This is a genomic window from Vreelandella venusta, from assembly GCF_044809155.1.
Classification (GTDB): Bacteria; Pseudomonadota; Gammaproteobacteria; order Pseudomonadales; family Halomonadaceae; genus Vreelandella; species Vreelandella venusta_B.
In genome coordinates this window covers 1,997,460-2,015,455 of record NZ_CP085241.1, presented here as the reverse complement: position 1 = coordinate 2,015,455, position 17,996 = coordinate 1,997,460, and the positions used below count along the sequence as shown (strand labels likewise).

Here is a 17,996-nt window from a genome sequence, read left to right as displayed (position 1 = left end):
GAGTGCCTTATGAAAAGGCGTAATGCCTGGTTAGGTATTCTTCTGCTGGCACTGGTATTAGGTGCTGGCAGTCGTGCACTTTGGCTGTGGCTAGACCGACCTATTGAACGGGTTTCCATTCGTGGGGAGTGGGACTATGTCAGCGCCGACTACCTGCGTACTCAGTTGGCGCCGCTTGTCCAACATGCCACTTGGTTGTCCGCAGATTTGGGAGATCTGCGTAGCCGAGCACTCGCTATTGGCTGGTTAAAAGAGGTGCGCATTTCCCGAGAGTGGCCCAACGCGTTGGTTTTTGAATTGGTTGAGCAGCAGCCGGTTGCTCGCTGGAACGACACTTTTTTACTCAACCCGCAGGGGGAACCCTTCGCGTTTGCCCCGCTTTCTGCGCCGTCGGGATTGCCAGACATGGCTGGCCCTGCAGGCAGTAGTGAAGAAGTGCTTACTTTTTACCACCGGCTGACGCCGCATTTCGCCAATTTGTCGCTGTCGTTGGCGCAGCTGCGCTTGGAGCCACGCGGTGCATGGCGGTTGCAGCTAAATAATGGTGCTTGGATAATGTTAGGCAGACGTCAGCATGATGTCCGCTTAGCGCGTTTGTCTGCTTCCTGGCAGCGCGAACTAGCGCAGCTAAGTGACCATATTCGGTATATTGACCTGCGCTACCCAAATGGCGTAGCGGTTGCTTGGCATGGCGAGAGCGATTTTGAAGTTACCAAGAGTGAATAGCCTTTTGTAATGTGCAAAAAGCAGGTAAATGTGAGTGGTCACCAACGCTGAGAGCCATTAATAGGGTTTTAATTGACGGTTATGCCCATTATCGTGGGTATGGACTAGTCGTATTGCGACTATTGTTTCTATACTATGTCCCTATCAGCGTTTTTGCGGATTTTATTTATTCCTTTTGAGTTTTGGCTGCGTTTTTCTCAATAGGCCATAACAATTTTTTTGGTTGGCGCCGATTGGGATGTTTTACCGAGAAAGCGTTATCCATCACTACGATAACGTTTAATATTACGATAAGGAGATTTACCGACTCATGGCAGGCTCACCCAACGCATCCAATATGGTTGTCGGGCTGGACATTGGAACGTCCAAGGTCGTCGCGATAGTCGGTCAGCCCACCGATGATGGTGGGATTGAGATAGCCGGTATCGGTTCCCACCCCTCACGTGGCATGAAGCGTGGCGTAGTCATCAATATTGAATCAACGGTTCAGTCAATTCAACGCGCGGTTGAAGAAGCGGAGCTAATGGCGGGCTGCGATATTCACTCGGTGTACGTGGGCGTGGCGGGTAGCCATATTAGCTCGATGAACTCAGATGGCGTCGTAGCGATTAAAGAGCGTGAAGTAACGCCTTCTGACATTGATCGGGTAATCGACTCCGCACGTGCTCGGGCCATTTCTGAAGGACAGCGCGTATTGCATGTACTGCCGCAAGAGTTCTCGATTGATGCCCAGGGCGGCATCCGCGAGCCGCTAGGCATGTCGGGTGTGCGCCTTGAGGCGCAGGTACATCTGGTCACGGCGGCGCTAAACGCCGTACAGAATATCGAAAAGTGTGTGCGCCGATGCGGACTAGACGTTGATGCCATCATCCTTGAGCAGTTAGCCTCTAGCATGGCGGTGCTAACTGAAGACGAGCGTGAGCTGGGCGTTTGTATGGTCGATATTGGCGGCGGCACGACGGATATGGCTATATTTACCGAAGGGGCGATTCGCCACACTGCGGTGATACCCATTGCCGGTGACCAAGTCACTAATGATATTGCCATGGCGCTGCGTACGCCTACTCAGCATGCTGAAGAGATTAAAGTAAAGTACGCCTGTGCGCTAACGCACCTCGCCGCAAGTGATGAAATGATTAAAGTGCCCAGTGTAGGGGATCGTCCATCGCGGGATCTATCACGCCAAGCATTAGCCGAAGTGGTTGAGCCGCGCTACGAAGAACTTTTTACGCTGGTAAGAGACGAATTACGCCGCAGTGGCTATGAAGACATGGTAGCAGCCGGTGTGGTACTGACCGGCGGCACCTCGCGCATGGAAGGTGTTAGCGAACTAGCAGAAGAGATTTTCCATATGCCGGTTCGTATTGCCTGCCCGCAAAATGTTAGAGGGTTGGCGGACGTGGTGCGTAATCCTATTTATGCAACGGGCGTTGGCTTGCTGCATTATGCCTTGCAGGAAATGCGCCATGGGCAGGGCCTAGAAAGCCATGGGGGAGTCGTTACCGCGCACAAAGGGCGTAACGAGCTTGCCCGGCGTGATAGCAAGGAAGGCAATCCAGCGCTGGCGAAAATTAAAGGCTGGTTCAAAGGAAATTTCTGACAGGGCCGCAAGCGCGGTTCAGGAGACGGGGCTTATGTTCGAATTGGTAGATAACGCACCCTCGAGCAGTGCGGTCATCAAAGTGGTCGGTGTTGGCGGCGGCGGTGGTAATGCTGTCAACCACATGGTCGAGAGCAACATCGAAGGCGTAGAATTCATTTGCGCTAATACCGATGCCCAGGCGCTTAAACGCGTATCCGCAAAAACGGTTTTGCAGCTTGGTAGTGAAATAACCAAAGGGCTGGGCGCTGGCGCCAACCCCGAGGTTGGACGTCAAGCTGCCATGGAAGACAGAGATCGAATTGCCGAGCTGCTAAATGGCGCCGATATGGTGTTCATTACTGCCGGTATGGGCGGTGGTACCGGAACTGGCGGTGCACCGGTCGTAGCTCAGGTGGCTAAAGAGCTGGGCATTTTAACGGTGGCCGTGGTGACCCGACCCTTCCCGTTTGAAGGGCCAAAACGGATGCGCGCGGCAGAAGAGGGCATGAAAGAGCTCTCAGAGCACGTTGACTCGCTGATCACTATTCCCAACGAAAAGCTACTGTCAGTGCTGGGCAAAAATGCCACGCTGCTCACTGCATTCAGTGCCGCTAACGATGTGTTGCTAGGCGCCGTTCAGGGTATCGCTGAACTGATCACTAGCCCGGGCATCATCAACGTCGACTTTGCTGACGTGCGCACCGTTATGTCAGAAATGGGCATGGCCATGATGGGTACTGGTGGCGCGACCGGTGAGAACCGCGCGCGTGAAGCAGCTGAAAAAGCGATCCGTAGCCCGTTGCTGGAAGATATCGATCTGCACGGCGCACGTGGCATCCTGGTCAATATTACTGCTGGGCCTGACTTATCGATCGGTGAGTTCAACGATGTGGGCGCGACGGTTCAAGAGTTTGCCTCACAGGAAGCAACTATTGTCGTCGGTACCTCCATCGATATGGAAATGTCTGATGAACTGCGGGTAACGGTTGTGGCGGCTGGGCTGGATGGTAGTAAAGCAAAGGCTGCCACACGTGAGCCTGCGCGTCGTTCAGCAGCGGAGTCATCGGATTACCGAAAGCTTCAGCAACCAACTGTGATGCGCCAGCAAGCAACAGCTCGCGCCGAGGCCTCGCCTTCTCCAGCAGCTAAATCCCGCCCAGAAAAGCGTCGCGCTTCAGAAGCTGACGACTATCTGGATATTCCTGCTTTTTTACGCCGTCAGGCGGATTAAGCTGCGCTGCGTCTCTCACTGACACGGCAAACGAGAGTTTTGTTGGTTAAAACGCTCGTTTGCTGTTAAAGTGAACACTGTTTGATAACTTTTCTCCCCGCGGTATTTGCCAGTTTTAGGCCAATCGCCGCCGACACTAGAGCTAGACCACTGCCCATGATCAGACAACGCACACTACAAAACGTTATCCGCGCCACCGGAGTGGGTCTGCACTCTGGAAAAAAAGTCCACTTGGCTTTGCGTCCGGCGCCGGCAAATACGGGCATTGTGTTCGTTAGAACCGATTTAGATCCTGTTGTGCATGTGCCTGCTCGTGCGGAATTGGTTGAAGACACCACGCTGTGCACTGCGCTCTCTCACGAGGGGGTCAAAGTGGCAACGGTTGAGCACCTAATGTCAGCGTTTGCAGGGTTGGGTATCGACAATGCCTACGTCGATGTTAGCGCACCTGAAGTGCCGATCATGGATGGCAGTGCCAGTCCGTTTGTTTTTTTGATCCAATCGGCGGGTATTCTTGAGCAAGAAGCGCCTAAGAAATTTATCCGCATTAAGCGCCGTGTAGCGGTCAGTGATGGCGATAAAGAGGCGGTATTCCTGCCGCATCAGGGCTTTAAAGTGTCGTTTGCAATTGATTTTGATCACCCTGTCTTTGAACAGCAGAAGCAAACTGCGCTGATAGATTTTTCAACGACTTCGTTTGTTAAAGAAGTTTCGCGTGCGCGCACGTTTGGGTTTATGCGCGATTTGGAGTTTTTGCGCTCTAATAATCTGGCACTGGGTGGCAGCCTGGATAACGCCATCGTGGTCGACGACTACCGCATCGTTAATGAAGGCGGTTTGCGCTATGAAGACGAGTTCGTCAAGCATAAGGTGCTTGACGCGATTGGCGACCTTTATCAGTTAGGGCATAGCCTAATTGGTGAATTTCGTGGCATCAAATCGGGCCATGCACTCAATAATCAGCTTTGCCGTGAGCTGATGGAGCAGCCAGATGCTTACGAGATCGTGACGTTTGAAGAAGAGAAGGCGGTTGCACCTATCTCCTACGCGGCCCCTGCCATGGCATAGCAAGTCCTGCGAACGACTTAGCTGGTTGAAATATTGGTTTCTAGTCCCATCATATAAAGCACCGCTTAGACGGTGCTTTATGCATGTTGAGTAAGCACTTTAGTCTTCACTTTCCGAGGGGTGTGGCGCATGGGAGGCCAGGCGCTCTAACGCTTTTTTGAGTGATGGATTGTCGGTATCTTTTGCGCACTCAGCTAAGGTTTTTCCGGCGTTGCTAGAGAGTGAACGCGTATAGCGTTTTGGACTCTCTACTGGCCGCACTGGGCGGACTTTTAAGGTAAAGCCGTTAACGCTTTCAAACCCTGGTAGCTGGTGGAGAAGGGTAAGCAGGCGTTGTTGTTCGTAGCGTAACCACGTTAGCCAGCTCGCTTGGCCGCTAATCAGCATTAATCGTCCGTCACGAAACCCGCCCACAAAAATGTGCTCACGCATTTCTTCAGGCAAGTGAGCGCGGAGATGCCGCTGTGCTTGGTCAATTAAGCGAGACTGGCGCATTAATTGCCCAATGTCGCCAGACTTAGACAGCAGTTGGGTGATGGGCTGTGCGTGAGATCGCTTAACCTTTATACTCATACGCCTAATTTCCGAGATGGCTTGATATAAACTTTTGGCAGTCCGAAGCGGGCGATTATCAATCGTTTACTTGATCGAACGCCAATCAGAAGAGCCTAACACGCCCAGGAGCTAGCCCACAGCATGTCGTTAACACCAGATGTCTTACTCGCTTCGCCACGGCGCCAGCGCCGTCATGGCCTAGCGCGCTGGTGGCTGGCTGGGCTTCTGGTAAGTTGTTTATTGCCTGCAAGTTTACACCCATCAGATGCGTTTCGCGGCAGTGAGCGTAGTGTCAGTATCTGTTTTTGGGTACCTGCCATTTTGCGTGTGCAGTCTCAGTGGATTGCTAAAAAACGTCGTGCGCTTCGTTTCTGGGGTAGTTGCCTGGCGCGTCAGCTTACCCTTCGACCTGCTCGTGCGCAGTTATTGCCGTTAATTAAACGGCGCCTAGTCGCGGCTAAAGACGTGCTGACTCAGCGCGGCCCTCCTTGCTTGTCCCTTCCGCATTAGAACTCCTTTATTTGCCTTATATATAAAGGGCGCCTTCATAAAGGTTGCCCAAGATGATTTGGAATTTTCATGATTAATAATTTGTTACGCAAAGTTGTTGGCTCTAAAAATGATCGCGAAGTGAAGCGGATGCATAAAAATGTGCATGAGGTCAATAAGTTAGAGTCAGAGCTGGAAGGGCTGAGCGACGCTGATTTGCAGGGTAAAACGACGTTTCTTCGTCAGCGGTTAAACGAGGGTGAAGCGCTTGACAGCCTACTGCCCGAGGCTTTTGCCGTCGTGCGCGAGGCAAGCAAGCGGGTCATGGGCATGCGCCATTTTGATGTGCAGATGATCGGCGGTTTGACGCTACACCGTGGGCGCATTGCTGAAATGAAAACGGGCGAGGGTAAAACGCTGGTAGCGACCCTGGCAGTTTACTTAAATGCACTGCCTGCAAAAGGGGTGCATGTCGTTACTGTAAATGACTATCTGGCGCGCCGTGATGCCGAGTGGATGCGTCCGTTGTATGAATTTTTAGGCCTTTCCATTGGCGTGATTTTTTCGGGTCAGAGCGGTGAAGAGAAGCGCCACGCCTACCAGTGCGATATTACCTACGGTACCAACAACGAGTTCGGCTTTGACTACCTGCGCGACAATATGGCGTTCTCGCTTGAAGATAAAGTTCAGCGTGGCCTGCACTACGCTATCGTCGACGAGGTAGACTCTATTCTCATTGATGAAGCGCGCACACCGCTGATTATTTCTGGCGCTGTCGATGAAAATACCGACCTTTATGGCGTGGTCAATCGTCTTGCCCAGCAGCTGGAAAAAGGCGAGGTGTTAGAAGATGAAGAGGCTACCGTAACAGGGGACTTCCTGCTTGATGAGAAGCAGAAGCAGGTAGAACTCACCGAGCAGGGCCATAATAAGGTAGAAGCCTTGATGCGCGCTGAGGGGCTACTGGGTGAAGAGGACTCACTTTACGCTGCGCAAAATCTTAATCTTTTGCAGCACATGCACTCTGCGCTGCGAGCCCGCCATCTTTATCACCCTGACGTTGATTATATTGTCGCTGAAGACCAGGTCGTCATCGTTGATGAACATACCGGCCGCACAATGCCGGGCCGCCGCTGGTCCGAGGGGCTTCATCAAGCCGTTGAAGCCAAAGAGGGCGTTACCGTTCAGCGTGAAAGTCAAACGCTAGCATCCACGACCTTCCAGAACTATTTCCGCCTGTACGAGAAGTTGGCGGGTATGACGGGCACGGCTGACACAGAAGCTTTTGAGTTCCGTCAGATCTATGGCCTAGACGTGATAGTGATTCCGACTAATCGTGTGCTGGCGCGGAAAGATCTGAATGATCTGGTTTTCCTGAGTGCGGAAGAGAAGTACGAAGCCATCATTAAAGATGTTAAGGCTGAAACAGAAGCGGGTCGGCCAGTACTGGTAGGTACTGCGTCGATTGAAACCTCTGAGTACCTTGCCCGTTTAATGCGCGAGGCGGGGCTGAAATTTAACGTCTTGAACGCTAAGCAGCACCAAAGCGAAGCGGAAATTATTGCTCAGGCAGGTCGCCCCGGAGCGATTACCATTGCCACCAACATGGCAGGCCGCGGTACCGATATTATGCTGGGGGGTAATTGGGAAGCAGAAGCAGCAAAACTGCAAAATCCTACCCAGGCACAGCTCGACGCGCTTAAAGCAGAATGGCAAAAGCGTCACGATGCCGTGCTGGAAGCCGGTGGTCTACACGTTGTGGGCTCTGAGCGCCATGAATCCCGCCGTATTGATAACCAGCTGCGTGGCCGTGCAGGGCGTCAGGGTGATCCGGGTTCTACGCGCTTTTTCCTCTCCTTGGAAGATAGCCTGATGCGGCTATTTGGCTCTGATCGCGTTAAGCGTTTGATGCAGGCGCTGGGCTTAGAGCGTGGGGAAGCCATTGAACACAAGATGGTGTCTAACGCCGTTGAGCGTGCACAGAAAAAGGTCGAAGGGCGTAACTTCGATATTCGTAAGCAGCTCCTTGAATATGATGATGTGGCCAACGACCAGCGCCGTGTTATTTATAACCAGCGCAATGAAGTGCTGGCGTCTGACGATATCTCCGATGCAGTGCTGGGCATTCGTGAAGAGGTCATGGAAGAGGCGATCAGCGATTTTGTGCCCCCGCAGAGTTTGGTAGAGCAGTGGGATCTGCCGGGCTTGGAAGCGCACCTAAAGACCGAGTTTAATCTTGATGCACCGGTGGTGCAGTGGTCAGCAGAAGATGAGCGGTTCAGTGAAGAGAAACTCCGTGAACGCCTTCAGACCATGCATCGCGAAGCCTACGAAGCCAAAGTGGAGGCGGCTGGCGCTGCGCTAATTCGCCGCTTTGAGAAACAGGTGATGCTGCAGGTCTTGGATACTCGCTGGAAAGAGCATCTTCAGTCGATGGATCATCTGCGCCGTGGTATCCACCTGCGTGGCTACGCTCAGAAGAATCCCAAGCAGGAGTACAAGCGTGAATCGTTTGAGCTATTCCAAAACCTGCTAACCAATATAAAAGCAGACGTCACACGCATTCTAAGCCATGTTCAGGTGCGTCAGCCTGAAGAGGTGGATGCTCTAGAGCAGAAGCGCCGTGAAGAGCTGGCCCGTGAAAAAGCGACTGCGGACAGCCGCCACGACGAAGCTGCTGCGCAAAATAGCAGCGGGCGTTCTCCGGAGTCTCAAGGTGCTGACGGGCGCCCGCTTCGCCGGGAAGGGCCTAAAGTAGGTCGCAACGACCCCTGTAGCTGTGGTTCCGGTAAAAAATATAAGCAGTGCTGCGGTAAGTTAAGCTAATCGCTCAGCTCTCTTGAGCTAATGTGAAGGAGAAAAATATGGCGGTGGGAAACGTTCCCTTTCCTGAGCTACCCCCTATAAAGGGAGTACGCCTAGGCACTGCAATGGCGGGTATTAAGAAACCGGATCGCCGTGACATAGTGGTGATTGAGCTACCTGAGTCCGCCACGGTTGCTGGCGTGTTTACGCAAAATGCCTTCTGTGCGGCGCCGGTGGCCGTGGCTAAAGCACATATGGCGCGCTGTTTAAGTGAAGGCGTAGCGCCACGCTGCTGGCTAATCAATACTGGCAATGCCAATGCGGGCACAGGTGAAGCGGGCATGCGCGATGCTTATGCCAGCTGCGCCGCCTTGGCATCGCAGCTGGGTGTAGCAGAAAGCCAGGTGCTACCTTTCTCAACAGGCGTGATAGGTGAGCCGCTGCCCATGGAGCGTTTAGTGGCCGGCCTGCCAAGCGCTGTCGGTTCACTCGCTGATACCAGTCACGCGTGGCAGCATGCGGGTGAGGGGATTCTTACGACGGATACTCGTCCTAAAGGCGCGACGGTGACCGTGAACATTGGTGACCAGCAGGTCACGATTAACGGCATCACGAAAGGCTCCGGCATGATTAAGCCCAATATGGCGACCATGCTGGGGTTTGTGGTCACCGATGCCGCTATAGAGCAAACGCTTCTTGAAACACTGCTGCGCGAAACGGTTGACCGTTCGTTCAACTGCATTACCGTCGATAGCGATACGTCGACCAATGATGCCTGCATGTTGGCAGCAACAGGCAGCGGTGCACGTATCGAAAGCGATGAGCAAATTGCCGTGTTTCGTAACGCGCTGCAGCGGGTGATGACGGAACTTGCTCAATCGATTATTCGCGACGGGGAAGGGGCGACGAAGTTTGTAACGCTTCAGGTAAATGATGCTTCAACCCGCCAGGAAGCACTGGATGTGGCGTTTACTGTTGCGCACTCACCGCTGGTTAAAACCGCATTATATGCATCCGATGCTAACTGGGGGCGTATTTTGGCCGCGGTAGGCCGAGCGCCCGTTAACGCATTTGATGTTAGTCGCATCATAATTGACCTTGGTGATGTGCGTTTGGTTGAGAACGGAGGGCGTGCTGCCAGCTATACAGAAGCAGCAGGTAGCGCGGTGATGGCGCAGGAAGAGATTACAATCCGGATCAACTTAGGGCGAGGCGAAGAGAGTGCCACGGTGTGGACCTCAGACCTCTCCCATGAGTATGTGTCTATCAATGCAGATTACCGCAGCTAGCCTTAGCAGTAGGGGTTAGTGCAGCGATACAGCGCCGCTTGGGTTTAGGGCGGCGCGCACAAAGTGGATAAAGGCGTAATGAGTGTAATGGTAAAACGACGGGTTCATGTCGCGGCGGCTGCAATGATCAGCGCCGATCAAAAGCAAGTGCTAATTGCGCGTCGACCTTCTAATGTCGACCATGGAGGCCTATGGGAGTTTCCCGGTGGCAAATTAGCTCCCTACGAAACGGGGTTGGAAGGGCTTAAACGTGAGTTACATGAAGAGCTCGGCGTTGAAATTGTACGTGCCCGTCCACTGATTCGTATTCACCATGAGTATCCTGATAAGCACATCCTGTTGGACGTTTGGCAGGTGCAGGAGTTCGCAGGCGAACCCTTTGGGCGCGAAGGTCAAGCGGTACGCTGGGTGCCTATGGAAGAGCTGGCGAACTACCCCTTCCCTGCGGCTAACCTACCGATTTTGCGCGCGGTGATGCTGCCCACCGACTATTTAATTACCGGTGAAGAGGCCGATGAAGAGCGCTTTGAGGCGCTTTTAGAGCGGGCGCTACGAGAAGATGGCATTCGTCTTGTTCAGCTGCGTGCCAAGGGTCTGGATAAAGCCGCGTACCTCGCGCGGGCAGAACGCGCCTTAGCGCTTTGTCGTCAGCACGATGCCCGTCTGGTGCTTAATGCGGATCCTGCGCTGCTTGATGACATTGATGCTGACGGCATTCACTTGACCAGCGAACGCTTGATGAACCTTGATCGTCGCCCGATTGCCGAGAATAAATGGCTTTCTGCGTCTACCCATGATCAGACTCAGCTCTCTAAAGCGGCAGTGCTTGGCTGCGATTTCGTAACCTTGTCCCCACTGCGCACCACGCCCTCGCATCCTGAAGTGGCGCCGCTGGGCTGGCACGATTTTCAGCAGTTGGTAGAGCGTGCCGGTATGCCGGTGTTCGCACTAGGCGGCATGACTCGCTTTGATGCCAACCACGCCCGCGCTGTGGGCGCGCAGGGTATCGCGTCGATTCGTGATTTTTGGAAATAAGTCTGCCACTCGTTATGCTTAACTAAAAAAGCGCCTGCTCCTTTTTTGGAGCAGGCGCTTTTTATCGTATGGATGACGACCGGTTGGTTAATCGCGGTAGCGGCGGGTTAAATCGCCGTAGGCATCGACTCTGCGGTCGCGGAGGTATGGCCAAATACGGCGGGTGTTTTCGCTGCGTGCCATGTCGATGTTGACCACCAGCTGTTGCGTTTGCTCACCCGCGTGAGCCAGTAGTTCCCCTTGAGGGCCGCATACAAAGCTTCCCCCCCAAAAAGTAATACCGTCACCAACGCCGGATTGGTCGGCTTCAAAGCCTACCCGGTTAGCGACCAGTACCGGCAAGCCGTTAGCAACCCCATGGGCACGCTGGATAATGGTCCAGGCGTCTTTCTGGCGGGTTTTTTCTGCGTCGTTATCGTTAGGATCCCAGCCAATAGCCGTGGGGTAGAGCAGCAGGTCCGCACCTGCCAGCGCCATTAAGCGAGCAGCTTCCGGGTACCATTGGTCCCAGCACACCAGAACGCCCAACCGGCCAACCGAGGTGTCAATGGGCGTGAAGCCCTCTCCCCGGGCATCGTCAGCATCCCCCGGGGTGAAGTAAAACTTTTCATAAAACGCCGGGTCATCGGGTATATGCATCTTTCGATACTGGCCAACGCGACCCAGGGCGCGGTCGTAGACCACGGCTGTATTGTGATATAGCCCCGCTGCACGGCGCTCAAATAGCGAGCCCACCAGTACGATATCCAGCTCTTTCGCCAGTGCGGCTAAATGCTGGCCGGTAGGCCCATCCAGCGGCTCGGCCAAGTCAAATAGCGCGGGGTCTTCGTATTGGCAAAAATAGTGCGTGGCGTGAAGCTCCTGCAGCAGCACTAACTGAGCACCTTGCGCAACAGCGTCGCGAATACCGGCTTCGCTTGCGGCTAGGCTGCGCGCTTTATCAGGCCATGCGGGCTGCTGGACGACACCCACGGTAAGCGTATGCGTCATGATGGCTCCTTACGATTCAAGGTTAGCAGGGGCAAGGGTGCCTTTCGGCAGCTGCATCGTTAAGCAGTGTAGGCTGCCATGCTGTCGGATTACGCTTGCGCACTCTATGGGTATCAGCGTGTGCTCAGGGAACGCCTGGGTTAGCGCCCGCAGAGCGATTGTGTCCGCAGGGTCGCCGTAAGTGGGCACCAGCACCGCTTGATTGATGATTAAAAAGTTAGCGTAGGTCGCCGGCAAGCGGTGCCCGTCATCCGGATCAAAGCATGCTTGCGGCCAGGGCAGAGGAATCAGCGTATAGGGCTCGCCGCTGCGCTGTCGAAATGCCTTTAGCTCCTGCTCCATTGCTTTGAGTGCCGCATAGTGTGGGTCGTGTGGATCATCACAGGTCACGTAGGCAATGGTTGAGGGTGAACAAAAGCGCGCTAGGGTATCAATATGGCTATCAGTGTCGTCGCCTTCTAGATGCCCATTGGCCAGCCATAGCACGCGGTCAACGCCAAAGTCTTCGGCCAACATTTCCTCTATATCGCTGCGGGAGTGCGTCGGGTTGCGATTGGGGTTAAGCAGGCAGGCCTCGGTGGTAAGGAGCGTGCCCTCGCCGTCCGTTTCAATACCGCCACCTTCAAGAACCAGCCCTCGCGAGGCGACTGGGCATGCCCAAACCCCTGCATCCGCTAGCCATTGGGTCAACTGGTTGTCGCGCTCAGCGGGAAATTTTCCGCCCCAACCGGTAAATGTGTAGTCCAGTAGCAGCGGCTGATGATCTTCATCTAAGACGGTAATCGGCCCGTGATCCCTCGCCCAGGTATCGTCGGTGGGGGCGACAACCAGCAGCAGTTGCTGTGCGTTTATGCCATAAGCAGCAAACGTCGCGCTTAGGCGCGCGCGTGTTGCCTCATTGGGGACGCTAATCAGCACGCGCTGATAGCGTGCGGTGGCGATAACAATACGCTCAAGCGTCGCTTCGATACGCGACAGTAAAGGCGCCCAATCGCCGTCTGAGCGGGGCCAGGTAAGCTGAAGGCCGTCTTGGGGGTGCCATTCTGGTAGCAGGCGATGCGTCTTGGTAGCCAACGTCACAAATGCTCTCAATAGAAGTATAAAGACTTACCCTAGGGGGCAAGAGGAACCGGCGCAATGTAGGGGCTTGCCCAGAAACATGCAAGCCTTACCTTCGCTAAGGGAACGGCTTTGCATGATGCTGCTCTAAGGCTGCGTTTGCACATGCAGCCCTGCTAAAAAAACCGTACCATGGGCGCTTATTATTAAGGAAGACTGCCATGCTTGATCGTTTGCCTTTTCTGGTGGGGCTGCGCTACGTGCGCGCTAAACGCCGGAACCACTTTATTTCATTTATCTCCTTAACTTCCATGCTGGGTCTTATGCTCGGTGTGGCGGTACTGATCCTAGTGCTGTCAGTCATGAATGGCTTCGATCATGAGCTGCGTACCCGCATTTTGGGTATGGTTCCCCACGCCAAAATTGAGTCACAGGAGGGACTCGTTGAGTGGGAAGCGCTTGCCGAGAGGTTAATCGAGCGCGAGCGAGTCATTGGCGCTGCTCCCTTTGTTGAGCAGCAGGGTATGTTCTCTGCGGGAGGGCGCAACCAAGGCGCCATGGTGAACGGGATCCACCCTGACTGGGAGGGGCAGGTGTCGATCATTGGCGAACACATGCGTCAGGGCGAGTTAGCAGACTTAGTGCCCGGAGAGTGGAACGTCGTACTAGGATCAATGCTGGCGCGTCGTCTGGGTGTTGGTGTGGGTGACCGAGTCACACTGCTGGTGCCCGAGGCCTCCATTACGCCGGCAGGCGTCTTTCCACGCTTAAAGCGTTTTACGGTTAGCGGGATTTTTAGCGTGGGTGCTGATTTAGATGCCAATCTTGCCTATGCCAATATTTATGATATGCAAACGTTGGCGCGATTGGGGGATGCCATTGGAGGGCTGCGCCTTGAGCTGGATGACCTGTTCCTAGCCGGTAGCGAAACACAGGCCATTGTGAACGAGCTAGGGTCTGGGTATCGCGGTAGTGACTGGACATTCTCCCACGGCAGCCTCTTCCAGGCGATCCAAATGGAGAAGCGCATGATTGCGCTGCTGCTCACGGTGATCATTGCCGTTGCTGCATTTAACATTGTTTCAACACTGGTTATGGTGGTGACCGATAAACGCGCTGACATTGCTATTTTGCGTACCATCGGAGCAACGCCACGTTCGATTATGGGTATCTTTATCGTCCAAGGCTTAGCCATCGGCTTGATTGGGATTGCCCTGGGCGTTGCGGTGGGCGTTCTGCTAGCTCTCACCATCTCAGACGTCATTAGCTGGTTTGAAACGGCGTTTGGTATTCAGTTCTTAGATGCCGGGGTTTATTTTATTAGCAACCTGCCTTCTCAGCTCCGGTGGGGCGATGTGCGCGATATTGTCATCGCTGCCTTTGGTCTGACGTTCCTCTCGACGCTCTATCCCGCATGGCGGGCGGCTCGGGTTCAGCCGGCTGATGTATTGCGCTATGAATAAGGATGATTTAATGACCTCATCGACACCACAGCCAGGGACAATTATGTTGCAGTGCCAGGGCTTAACCCGGATTTATAGTGAAGGCCCTCAAGATCTTACCGTGCTAGACCAGCTGGAATTACAGGTACACGCGGGTGAGCGAGTCGCCATTGTGGGGAGTTCGGGATCAGGTAAGACGACGCTACTTAATTTGCTTGGCGGCCTTGACCGTCCAAGTGACGGTAGCGTGGTGATTGCCGGTGAGCCGCTTTCTGGCCTTAACGAGGCAGCATTGGGCAAGTTTCGTAACCGCTACATTGGTTTTGTTTACCAGTTTCACCACCTGTTGGCTGAATTCACCGCGGTGGAGAATGCGGCGCTGCCGCTGATTATTCGTGGCCAGTCGAAAAAAGTGGCGGAGCAGCGGGCCATGCAGCTGCTAGAGCGTGTGGGGATGCAGGCAAGGGCTGATCATAAACCTGGCGAGCTTTCTGGCGGTGAGCGCCAGCGGGTCGCAATTGCTCGGGCGCTGGTGACCGACCCAAGCCTTGTATTGATGGATGAACCCACCGGCAACTTGGATCAAACGACCGCAAGCACGATCTTAGCGCTGATGGACCAACTGGCTAAAGAGAGCGCCTGCGCCTTTGTGATTGTGACCCACGATGTAGCGCTGGCCGCGCATCAGGACCGTGTTATGAAACTTGATGGGGGACGGTTGGTAGAGCAAAAAAGTAAAGCTACTTAAACTTGCTTAGTGGCTTTAACGCTAATCATCAAACTCTGATTCAATGCGCGCTCGACGCCGCCGCCTATTTAAGCGGCGGCGTTTCCAGTTATGGGAAACGTGCCAACGCCAAATCAAACGAATACCAACGTTAGCGACAATTGCCAGAAAAATAGCCGTGATTAATGAACCCAGCAGCAAAGGTGGCATGATGTCGTGCATTTGCTCAGCAACCCAGCGGGTGGAGATGCGTGACGGCGCATCGCGTACCGGAGCGGCTAACAGAAAGGTGCCCACGCGGTAGTTAAAATAGAATATCAACGGCATGGTAAGCGGGTTGGTGATCCATACCAAGCCAACAGAGAGCGCTACGTTGCAGCGGCTAAGGCGTGCACCTAAAGCAGCTACGACCATTTGAAAGGGAATGGGCAACATGGCGCAAAATAGCCCTACGCTGAAGGCGTTAGCAACGCTTCTTCGCGTTAAAAGCCATAACCCAGGGTCAGCAATGAGCGGCGCCATAAAGCGTAGCGAACGCTGGCGTCTGAGCGTGTCGGGTTTAGGCATGTAGCGCTGCAGAAAACGCCGCGGCATGTCATATACTCTTGCGATTGATGCGGCCCATTATCCATATAGGGCAGTGCTTCGGCTATGCCACGGGCGTTAATGATCTAACACCAAGGAGAGGTGATGCGTTTCGGTGTAGCGGTACCTGCTGCCTTAGCAGCACTAAGCGGTGTGTTGCTGGCAGCTTGGAGTGGTGCTGAAGGGCGCTATTTGCCGTGGCTAAGCATTATCCTCGTTGGCCTTTTTTGGCTCATGTCAGCGCGCCCTAAGTTACTGATATGGCTTTTAATGGGTGGCTTTGCATTTGTCAGCGTTCAGCAGGAGTGGGGACGACGTTTGCCGGCAGGATTAAACGGTGAAGACGTTACCCTGCAGGCGCGTATCCTGAGCGTTCAGCGTGAAGAAGGTGCTTCGCGTTTACAGCTAGCGGTAGAGACATGTCAGGCGCCCCGCCACCTTCCCAGCTGTGATGCACTGCGTCGGGTGCGGGTGAGCGCATACGGCGAACATGCCTATAAGAAGGGGGAGCGTTGGCAAATGACGCTGCGGCTTCGCCCACCCAGCGGCTTTGCCAATCCTAATGCGTTTAATTTTGAGCGTTGGCTGTGGCGTGAAGGTATTCATGCCACAGGATATGTGCGCCAGGATCCCGCACCAGAACGTTTAACTGAGGCGACCCCCGGGCTGCGCCAAAAAGCCCTGGAGTTGCTTGCCCGTCAGCCCCTTGAATCACGAACTCAGCGCTGGCTGGCCGCACTCACGCTGGGAGATAGCGACCAGCTGACCCAAGAGGACTGGGCGCTTCTAAACGCGACGGGCACCACGCATTTAGTGGTTATTTCTGGACTTCACGTGGGCTTAGTTGCCTCGTTTACACTGTTATTAGCCCGTTGGGGGGCGCGGTTGCTCTCACCGAATAATTGGCGGTTGCGTGCGTGGCCATGGTGGCTGGCGGGGGCCGCAGCAGTCGCGTATGCCACGTTAGCAGGGCTGGCGCCGCCAGCCCTGCGCGCGATGGTGATGACGTTGTTAGGGCTTTGGGTGCTTAGTGGTCGCCACTCTCCCGGTGCTTGGCAGGCGTGGTGGCTAGCGCTGGCGCTGATTTTATTAGTGAATCCGCTCTCTTTTTGGCGGCCTGGTCTCTGGCTTTCATTTATTGCGGTGGGCTGGTTAATCGTTATCTGGCAGGGGAGGCCGCGCCCGATTGGGGTGAAAGGGTGGTGCTGGGCCTTAGCGCGCTCACAGTTATTGCTCGCGCCGTTGATGGCCGCTGCGGTACTACTGGCATTTGGGCGCGTTGCGCCCGCAGCTCCGCTCATTAATCTACTGGCCGTGCCGTGGGTTGGCTCGGTGATGGTGCCCAGCGCACTGCTTGGGTGGCTGCTTTCCCCGCTGCCGGGCGTAGGGATATTGGTGTGGTGGGGATTTGAGCAGGCGCTCGCCAGTTTTCACATAGTGTTAGACGTCGCTGTTCGGTATGCCCCGCTGTGGGAGCCTGCGCCGTCACGAATTTATCCGTTGGCAGCGGTGTTGAGCATTCTCGCCTTATGCTGGGGGCTGCCGGGCATACCTAAATGGCTGCGTATCAGTGCGGTGTTGTTAACCGGTGGGTTACTTTTGAGTCCGTCAGAACAAAAGCTGCCTGCCGGAGAGCTTCGTGTGACGGTACATGATGTGGGCCAAGGGCAGCTGCTTGAGTTGCGTAGCGCTACTTATCGGATGCTTTACGATACAGGGACACGCTTTCGCAGTGGCTTCATGCCGTTGCAAACGCTCTGGCCGCCAGGGCAGCAGTTTGATCACGTCATCGTTAGCCATGCCGATACGGATCATGCGGGTGGGCTAAACAGTTTGCTAAATGATCATGAGGTTAACCAATGGCGTGCACCGCTAGGGGAGGCGTTGCCGATAGAAGCGACAGCCTGCGAGCGGGGGCAGCAGTGGCAGCGGGATGGCATCGACTACCGCGTGCTTTGGCCGCCTGAAGGTGATAACACGCTATCGGCTAATGATCGCTCCTGCGTGCTGGAAGTAAGCGTGGGTAATCAGCGTTTGCTGATTACCGGTGACGTAGGGCGTGATATTGAACGACGCATTGTTGCTGACCTCACCCCACCCATCAGTGTATTGATTGCAGGGCACCATGGCAGTAACACAAGCTCAGGCGTTCAGTTTGTGCGCCTGAGCCGCCCACTTCATGTGATTTTTAGTGCTGGACGCGATAATGCATTTAATCACCCTTCCGATGAGGTGGTGCGCCGGTTTCGTCACCAGGAGAGCTGTTTATGGAATACCGCCCAGGATGGAGCGCTTAGCTTTACGCTAAAAGCAGGGCAGTCTGTGAAGATTATTCCGTGGCGAAAGCTGCTCGGAGGCCGTAAGCGGTGTTGAAGCGCCGCGCCATCAGGTAGAATTCTGCGCACTGCACACT

General features: G+C 54.5%; 14 protein-coding genes. 10 read left to right on the top strand and 4 right to left on the bottom strand.

The features are described from left to right. Nucleotides 1-9 precede the first annotated feature (9 nt). The 4 genes from LG301_RS09480 to lpxC all read left to right on the top strand — a co-directional run bounded on the left by LG301_RS09480 (nucleotide 10) and on the right by lpxC (nucleotide 4,607). Nucleotides 10-726 carry a cell division protein FtsQ/DivIB gene (locus LG301_RS09480; RefSeq protein WP_404470877.1) on the top strand — a complete coding sequence of 239 codons (717 nt, stop codon included), beginning with the start codon at nucleotides 10-12 and terminating at the stop codon, nucleotides 724-726. 310 nt (nucleotides 727-1,036) lie between these two features. Next, nucleotides 1,037-2,326, top strand: coding sequence for a cell division protein FtsA (gene ftsA / locus LG301_RS09475; RefSeq protein ID WP_404470875.1), 1,290 nt, complete (start codon nucleotides 1,037-1,039; stop codon nucleotides 2,324-2,326). A 34-nt stretch (nucleotides 2,327-2,360) separates the two neighbouring features. Beyond that, on the top strand, nucleotides 2,361-3,539 hold the full coding sequence (ftsZ, locus tag LG301_RS09470; protein WP_404470873.1) for a cell division protein FtsZ: 1,179 nt from the start codon (nucleotides 2,361-2,363) through the stop codon (nucleotides 3,537-3,539). A 156-nt stretch (nucleotides 3,540-3,695) separates the two neighbouring features. Next, nucleotides 3,696-4,607 (top strand): UDP-3-O-acyl-N-acetylglucosamine deacetylase, encoded by a 912-nt coding sequence (gene lpxC / locus LG301_RS09465; protein WP_404470871.1) that lies wholly within the window; start codon nucleotides 3,696-3,698, stop codon nucleotides 4,605-4,607. Between the two features lie 99 nt (nucleotides 4,608-4,706). Here the strand turns inward: lpxC and LG301_RS09460 are convergent, their stop codons facing one another. Continuing rightward, nucleotides 4,707-5,180 carry a DUF721 domain-containing protein gene (locus LG301_RS09460; RefSeq protein WP_404470869.1) on the bottom strand — a complete coding sequence of 158 codons (474 nt, stop codon included), beginning with the start codon at nucleotides 5,178-5,180 and terminating at the stop codon, nucleotides 4,707-4,709. A 561-nt stretch (nucleotides 5,181-5,741) separates the two neighbouring features. Here LG301_RS09460 and secA point away from each other — a divergent pair. From secA to LG301_RS09445, 3 genes are all read left to right on the top strand, one after another. Next, nucleotides 5,742-8,477 (top strand): preprotein translocase subunit SecA, encoded by a 2,736-nt coding sequence (gene secA, locus LG301_RS09455; RefSeq protein WP_404470867.1) that lies wholly within the window; start codon nucleotides 5,742-5,744, stop codon nucleotides 8,475-8,477. A gap of 38 nt (nucleotides 8,478-8,515) precedes the next feature. Next, a complete protein-coding gene (gene argJ / locus LG301_RS09450; protein ID WP_404470865.1) occupies nucleotides 8,516-9,745 on the top strand; it encodes a bifunctional glutamate N-acetyltransferase/amino-acid acetyltransferase ArgJ in 1,230 nt (409 codons plus the stop codon). A gap of 78 nt (nucleotides 9,746-9,823) precedes the next feature. Beyond that, nucleotides 9,824-10,780 carry a Nudix family hydrolase gene (locus tag LG301_RS09445; RefSeq protein ID WP_404470863.1) on the top strand — a complete coding sequence of 319 codons (957 nt, stop codon included), beginning with the start codon at nucleotides 9,824-9,826 and terminating at the stop codon, nucleotides 10,778-10,780. Between the two features lie 87 nt (nucleotides 10,781-10,867). Here LG301_RS09445 and LG301_RS09440 read toward each other — a convergent pair whose 3' ends face one another. Both LG301_RS09440 and LG301_RS09435 read right to left on the bottom strand, forming a co-directional pair. Beyond that, the gene (locus LG301_RS09440) at nucleotides 10,868-11,770 is read right to left on the bottom strand and encodes a carbon-nitrogen hydrolase (RefSeq protein WP_404470861.1); all 903 of its coding nucleotides are present in this window, start codon (nucleotides 11,768-11,770) and stop codon (nucleotides 10,868-10,870) included. A gap of 9 nt (nucleotides 11,771-11,779) precedes the next feature. Then, nucleotides 11,780-12,850 carry an agmatine/peptidylarginine deiminase gene (locus tag LG301_RS09435; RefSeq protein ID WP_404470859.1) on the bottom strand — a complete coding sequence of 357 codons (1,071 nt, stop codon included), beginning with the start codon at nucleotides 12,848-12,850 and terminating at the stop codon, nucleotides 11,780-11,782. Nucleotides 12,851-13,050: 200 nt separating this feature from the next. On the opposite strand from LG301_RS09435, the gene LG301_RS09430 reads away from it, so the two are divergent. After that, nucleotides 13,051-14,292, top strand: a complete 1,242-nt coding sequence (locus LG301_RS09430; protein WP_404470857.1) for a lipoprotein-releasing ABC transporter permease subunit — start codon at nucleotides 13,051-13,053, stop codon at nucleotides 14,290-14,292. 10 nt (nucleotides 14,293-14,302) lie between these two features. Further along, nucleotides 14,303-15,019 carry an ABC transporter ATP-binding protein gene (locus LG301_RS09425; protein ID WP_404470855.1) on the top strand — a complete coding sequence of 239 codons (717 nt, stop codon included), beginning with the start codon at nucleotides 14,303-14,305 and terminating at the stop codon, nucleotides 15,017-15,019. A 21-nt stretch (nucleotides 15,020-15,040) separates the two neighbouring features. Here LG301_RS09425 and LG301_RS09420 read toward each other — a convergent pair whose 3' ends face one another. Continuing rightward, entirely contained in the window at nucleotides 15,041-15,592 is a 552-nt protein-coding gene (locus LG301_RS09420) for a DUF2062 domain-containing protein (protein ID WP_404470853.1), read from the bottom strand. Nucleotides 15,593-15,688: 96 nt separating this feature from the next. Here LG301_RS09420 and LG301_RS09415 point away from each other — a divergent pair, with 96 nt between their 5' ends. Next, nucleotides 15,689-17,956, top strand: a complete 2,268-nt coding sequence (locus tag LG301_RS09415) for a DNA internalization-related competence protein ComEC/Rec2 (RefSeq protein ID WP_404470851.1) — start codon at nucleotides 15,689-15,691, stop codon at nucleotides 17,954-17,956. Nucleotides 17,957-17,996: the final 40 nt, after the last annotated feature.

Bases quoted from the DNA above. Each gene is read 5' to 3' on its own strand.
- LG301_RS09480 (WP_404470877.1), top strand. From the start codon at position 10: ATGAAAAGGCGTAATGCCTGGTTAGGTATTCTTCTGCTGGCACTGGTA.
- ftsA (WP_404470875.1), top strand. From the start codon at position 1,037: ATGGCAGGCTCACCCAACGCATCCAATATGGTTGTCGGGCTGGACATT.
- ftsZ (WP_404470873.1), top strand. From the start codon at position 2,361: ATGTTCGAATTGGTAGATAACGCACCCTCGAGCAGTGCGGTCATCAAA.
- lpxC (WP_404470871.1), top strand. From the start codon at position 3,696: ATGATCAGACAACGCACACTACAAAACGTTATCCGCGCCACCGGAGTG.
- LG301_RS09460 (WP_404470869.1), bottom strand. From the start codon at position 5,180: ATGAGTATAAAGGTTAAGCGATCTCACGCACAGCCCATCACCCAACTG.
- secA (WP_404470867.1), top strand. From the start codon at position 5,742: ATGATTAATAATTTGTTACGCAAAGTTGTTGGCTCTAAAAATGATCGC.
- argJ (WP_404470865.1), top strand. From the start codon at position 8,516: ATGGCGGTGGGAAACGTTCCCTTTCCTGAGCTACCCCCTATAAAGGGA.
- LG301_RS09445 (WP_404470863.1), top strand. From the start codon at position 9,824: ATGAGTGTAATGGTAAAACGACGGGTTCATGTCGCGGCGGCTGCAATG.
- LG301_RS09440 (WP_404470861.1), bottom strand. From the start codon at position 11,770: ATGACGCATACGCTTACCGTGGGTGTCGTCCAGCAGCCCGCATGGCCT.
- LG301_RS09430 (WP_404470857.1), top strand. From the start codon at position 13,051: ATGCTTGATCGTTTGCCTTTTCTGGTGGGGCTGCGCTACGTGCGCGCT.
- LG301_RS09425 (WP_404470855.1), top strand. From the start codon at position 14,303: ATGACCTCATCGACACCACAGCCAGGGACAATTATGTTGCAGTGCCAG.
- LG301_RS09420 (WP_404470853.1), bottom strand. From the start codon at position 15,592: ATGCCGCGGCGTTTTCTGCAGCGCTACATGCCTAAACCCGACACGCTC.
- LG301_RS09415 (WP_404470851.1), top strand. From the start codon at position 15,689: ATGCGTTTCGGTGTAGCGGTACCTGCTGCCTTAGCAGCACTAAGCGGT.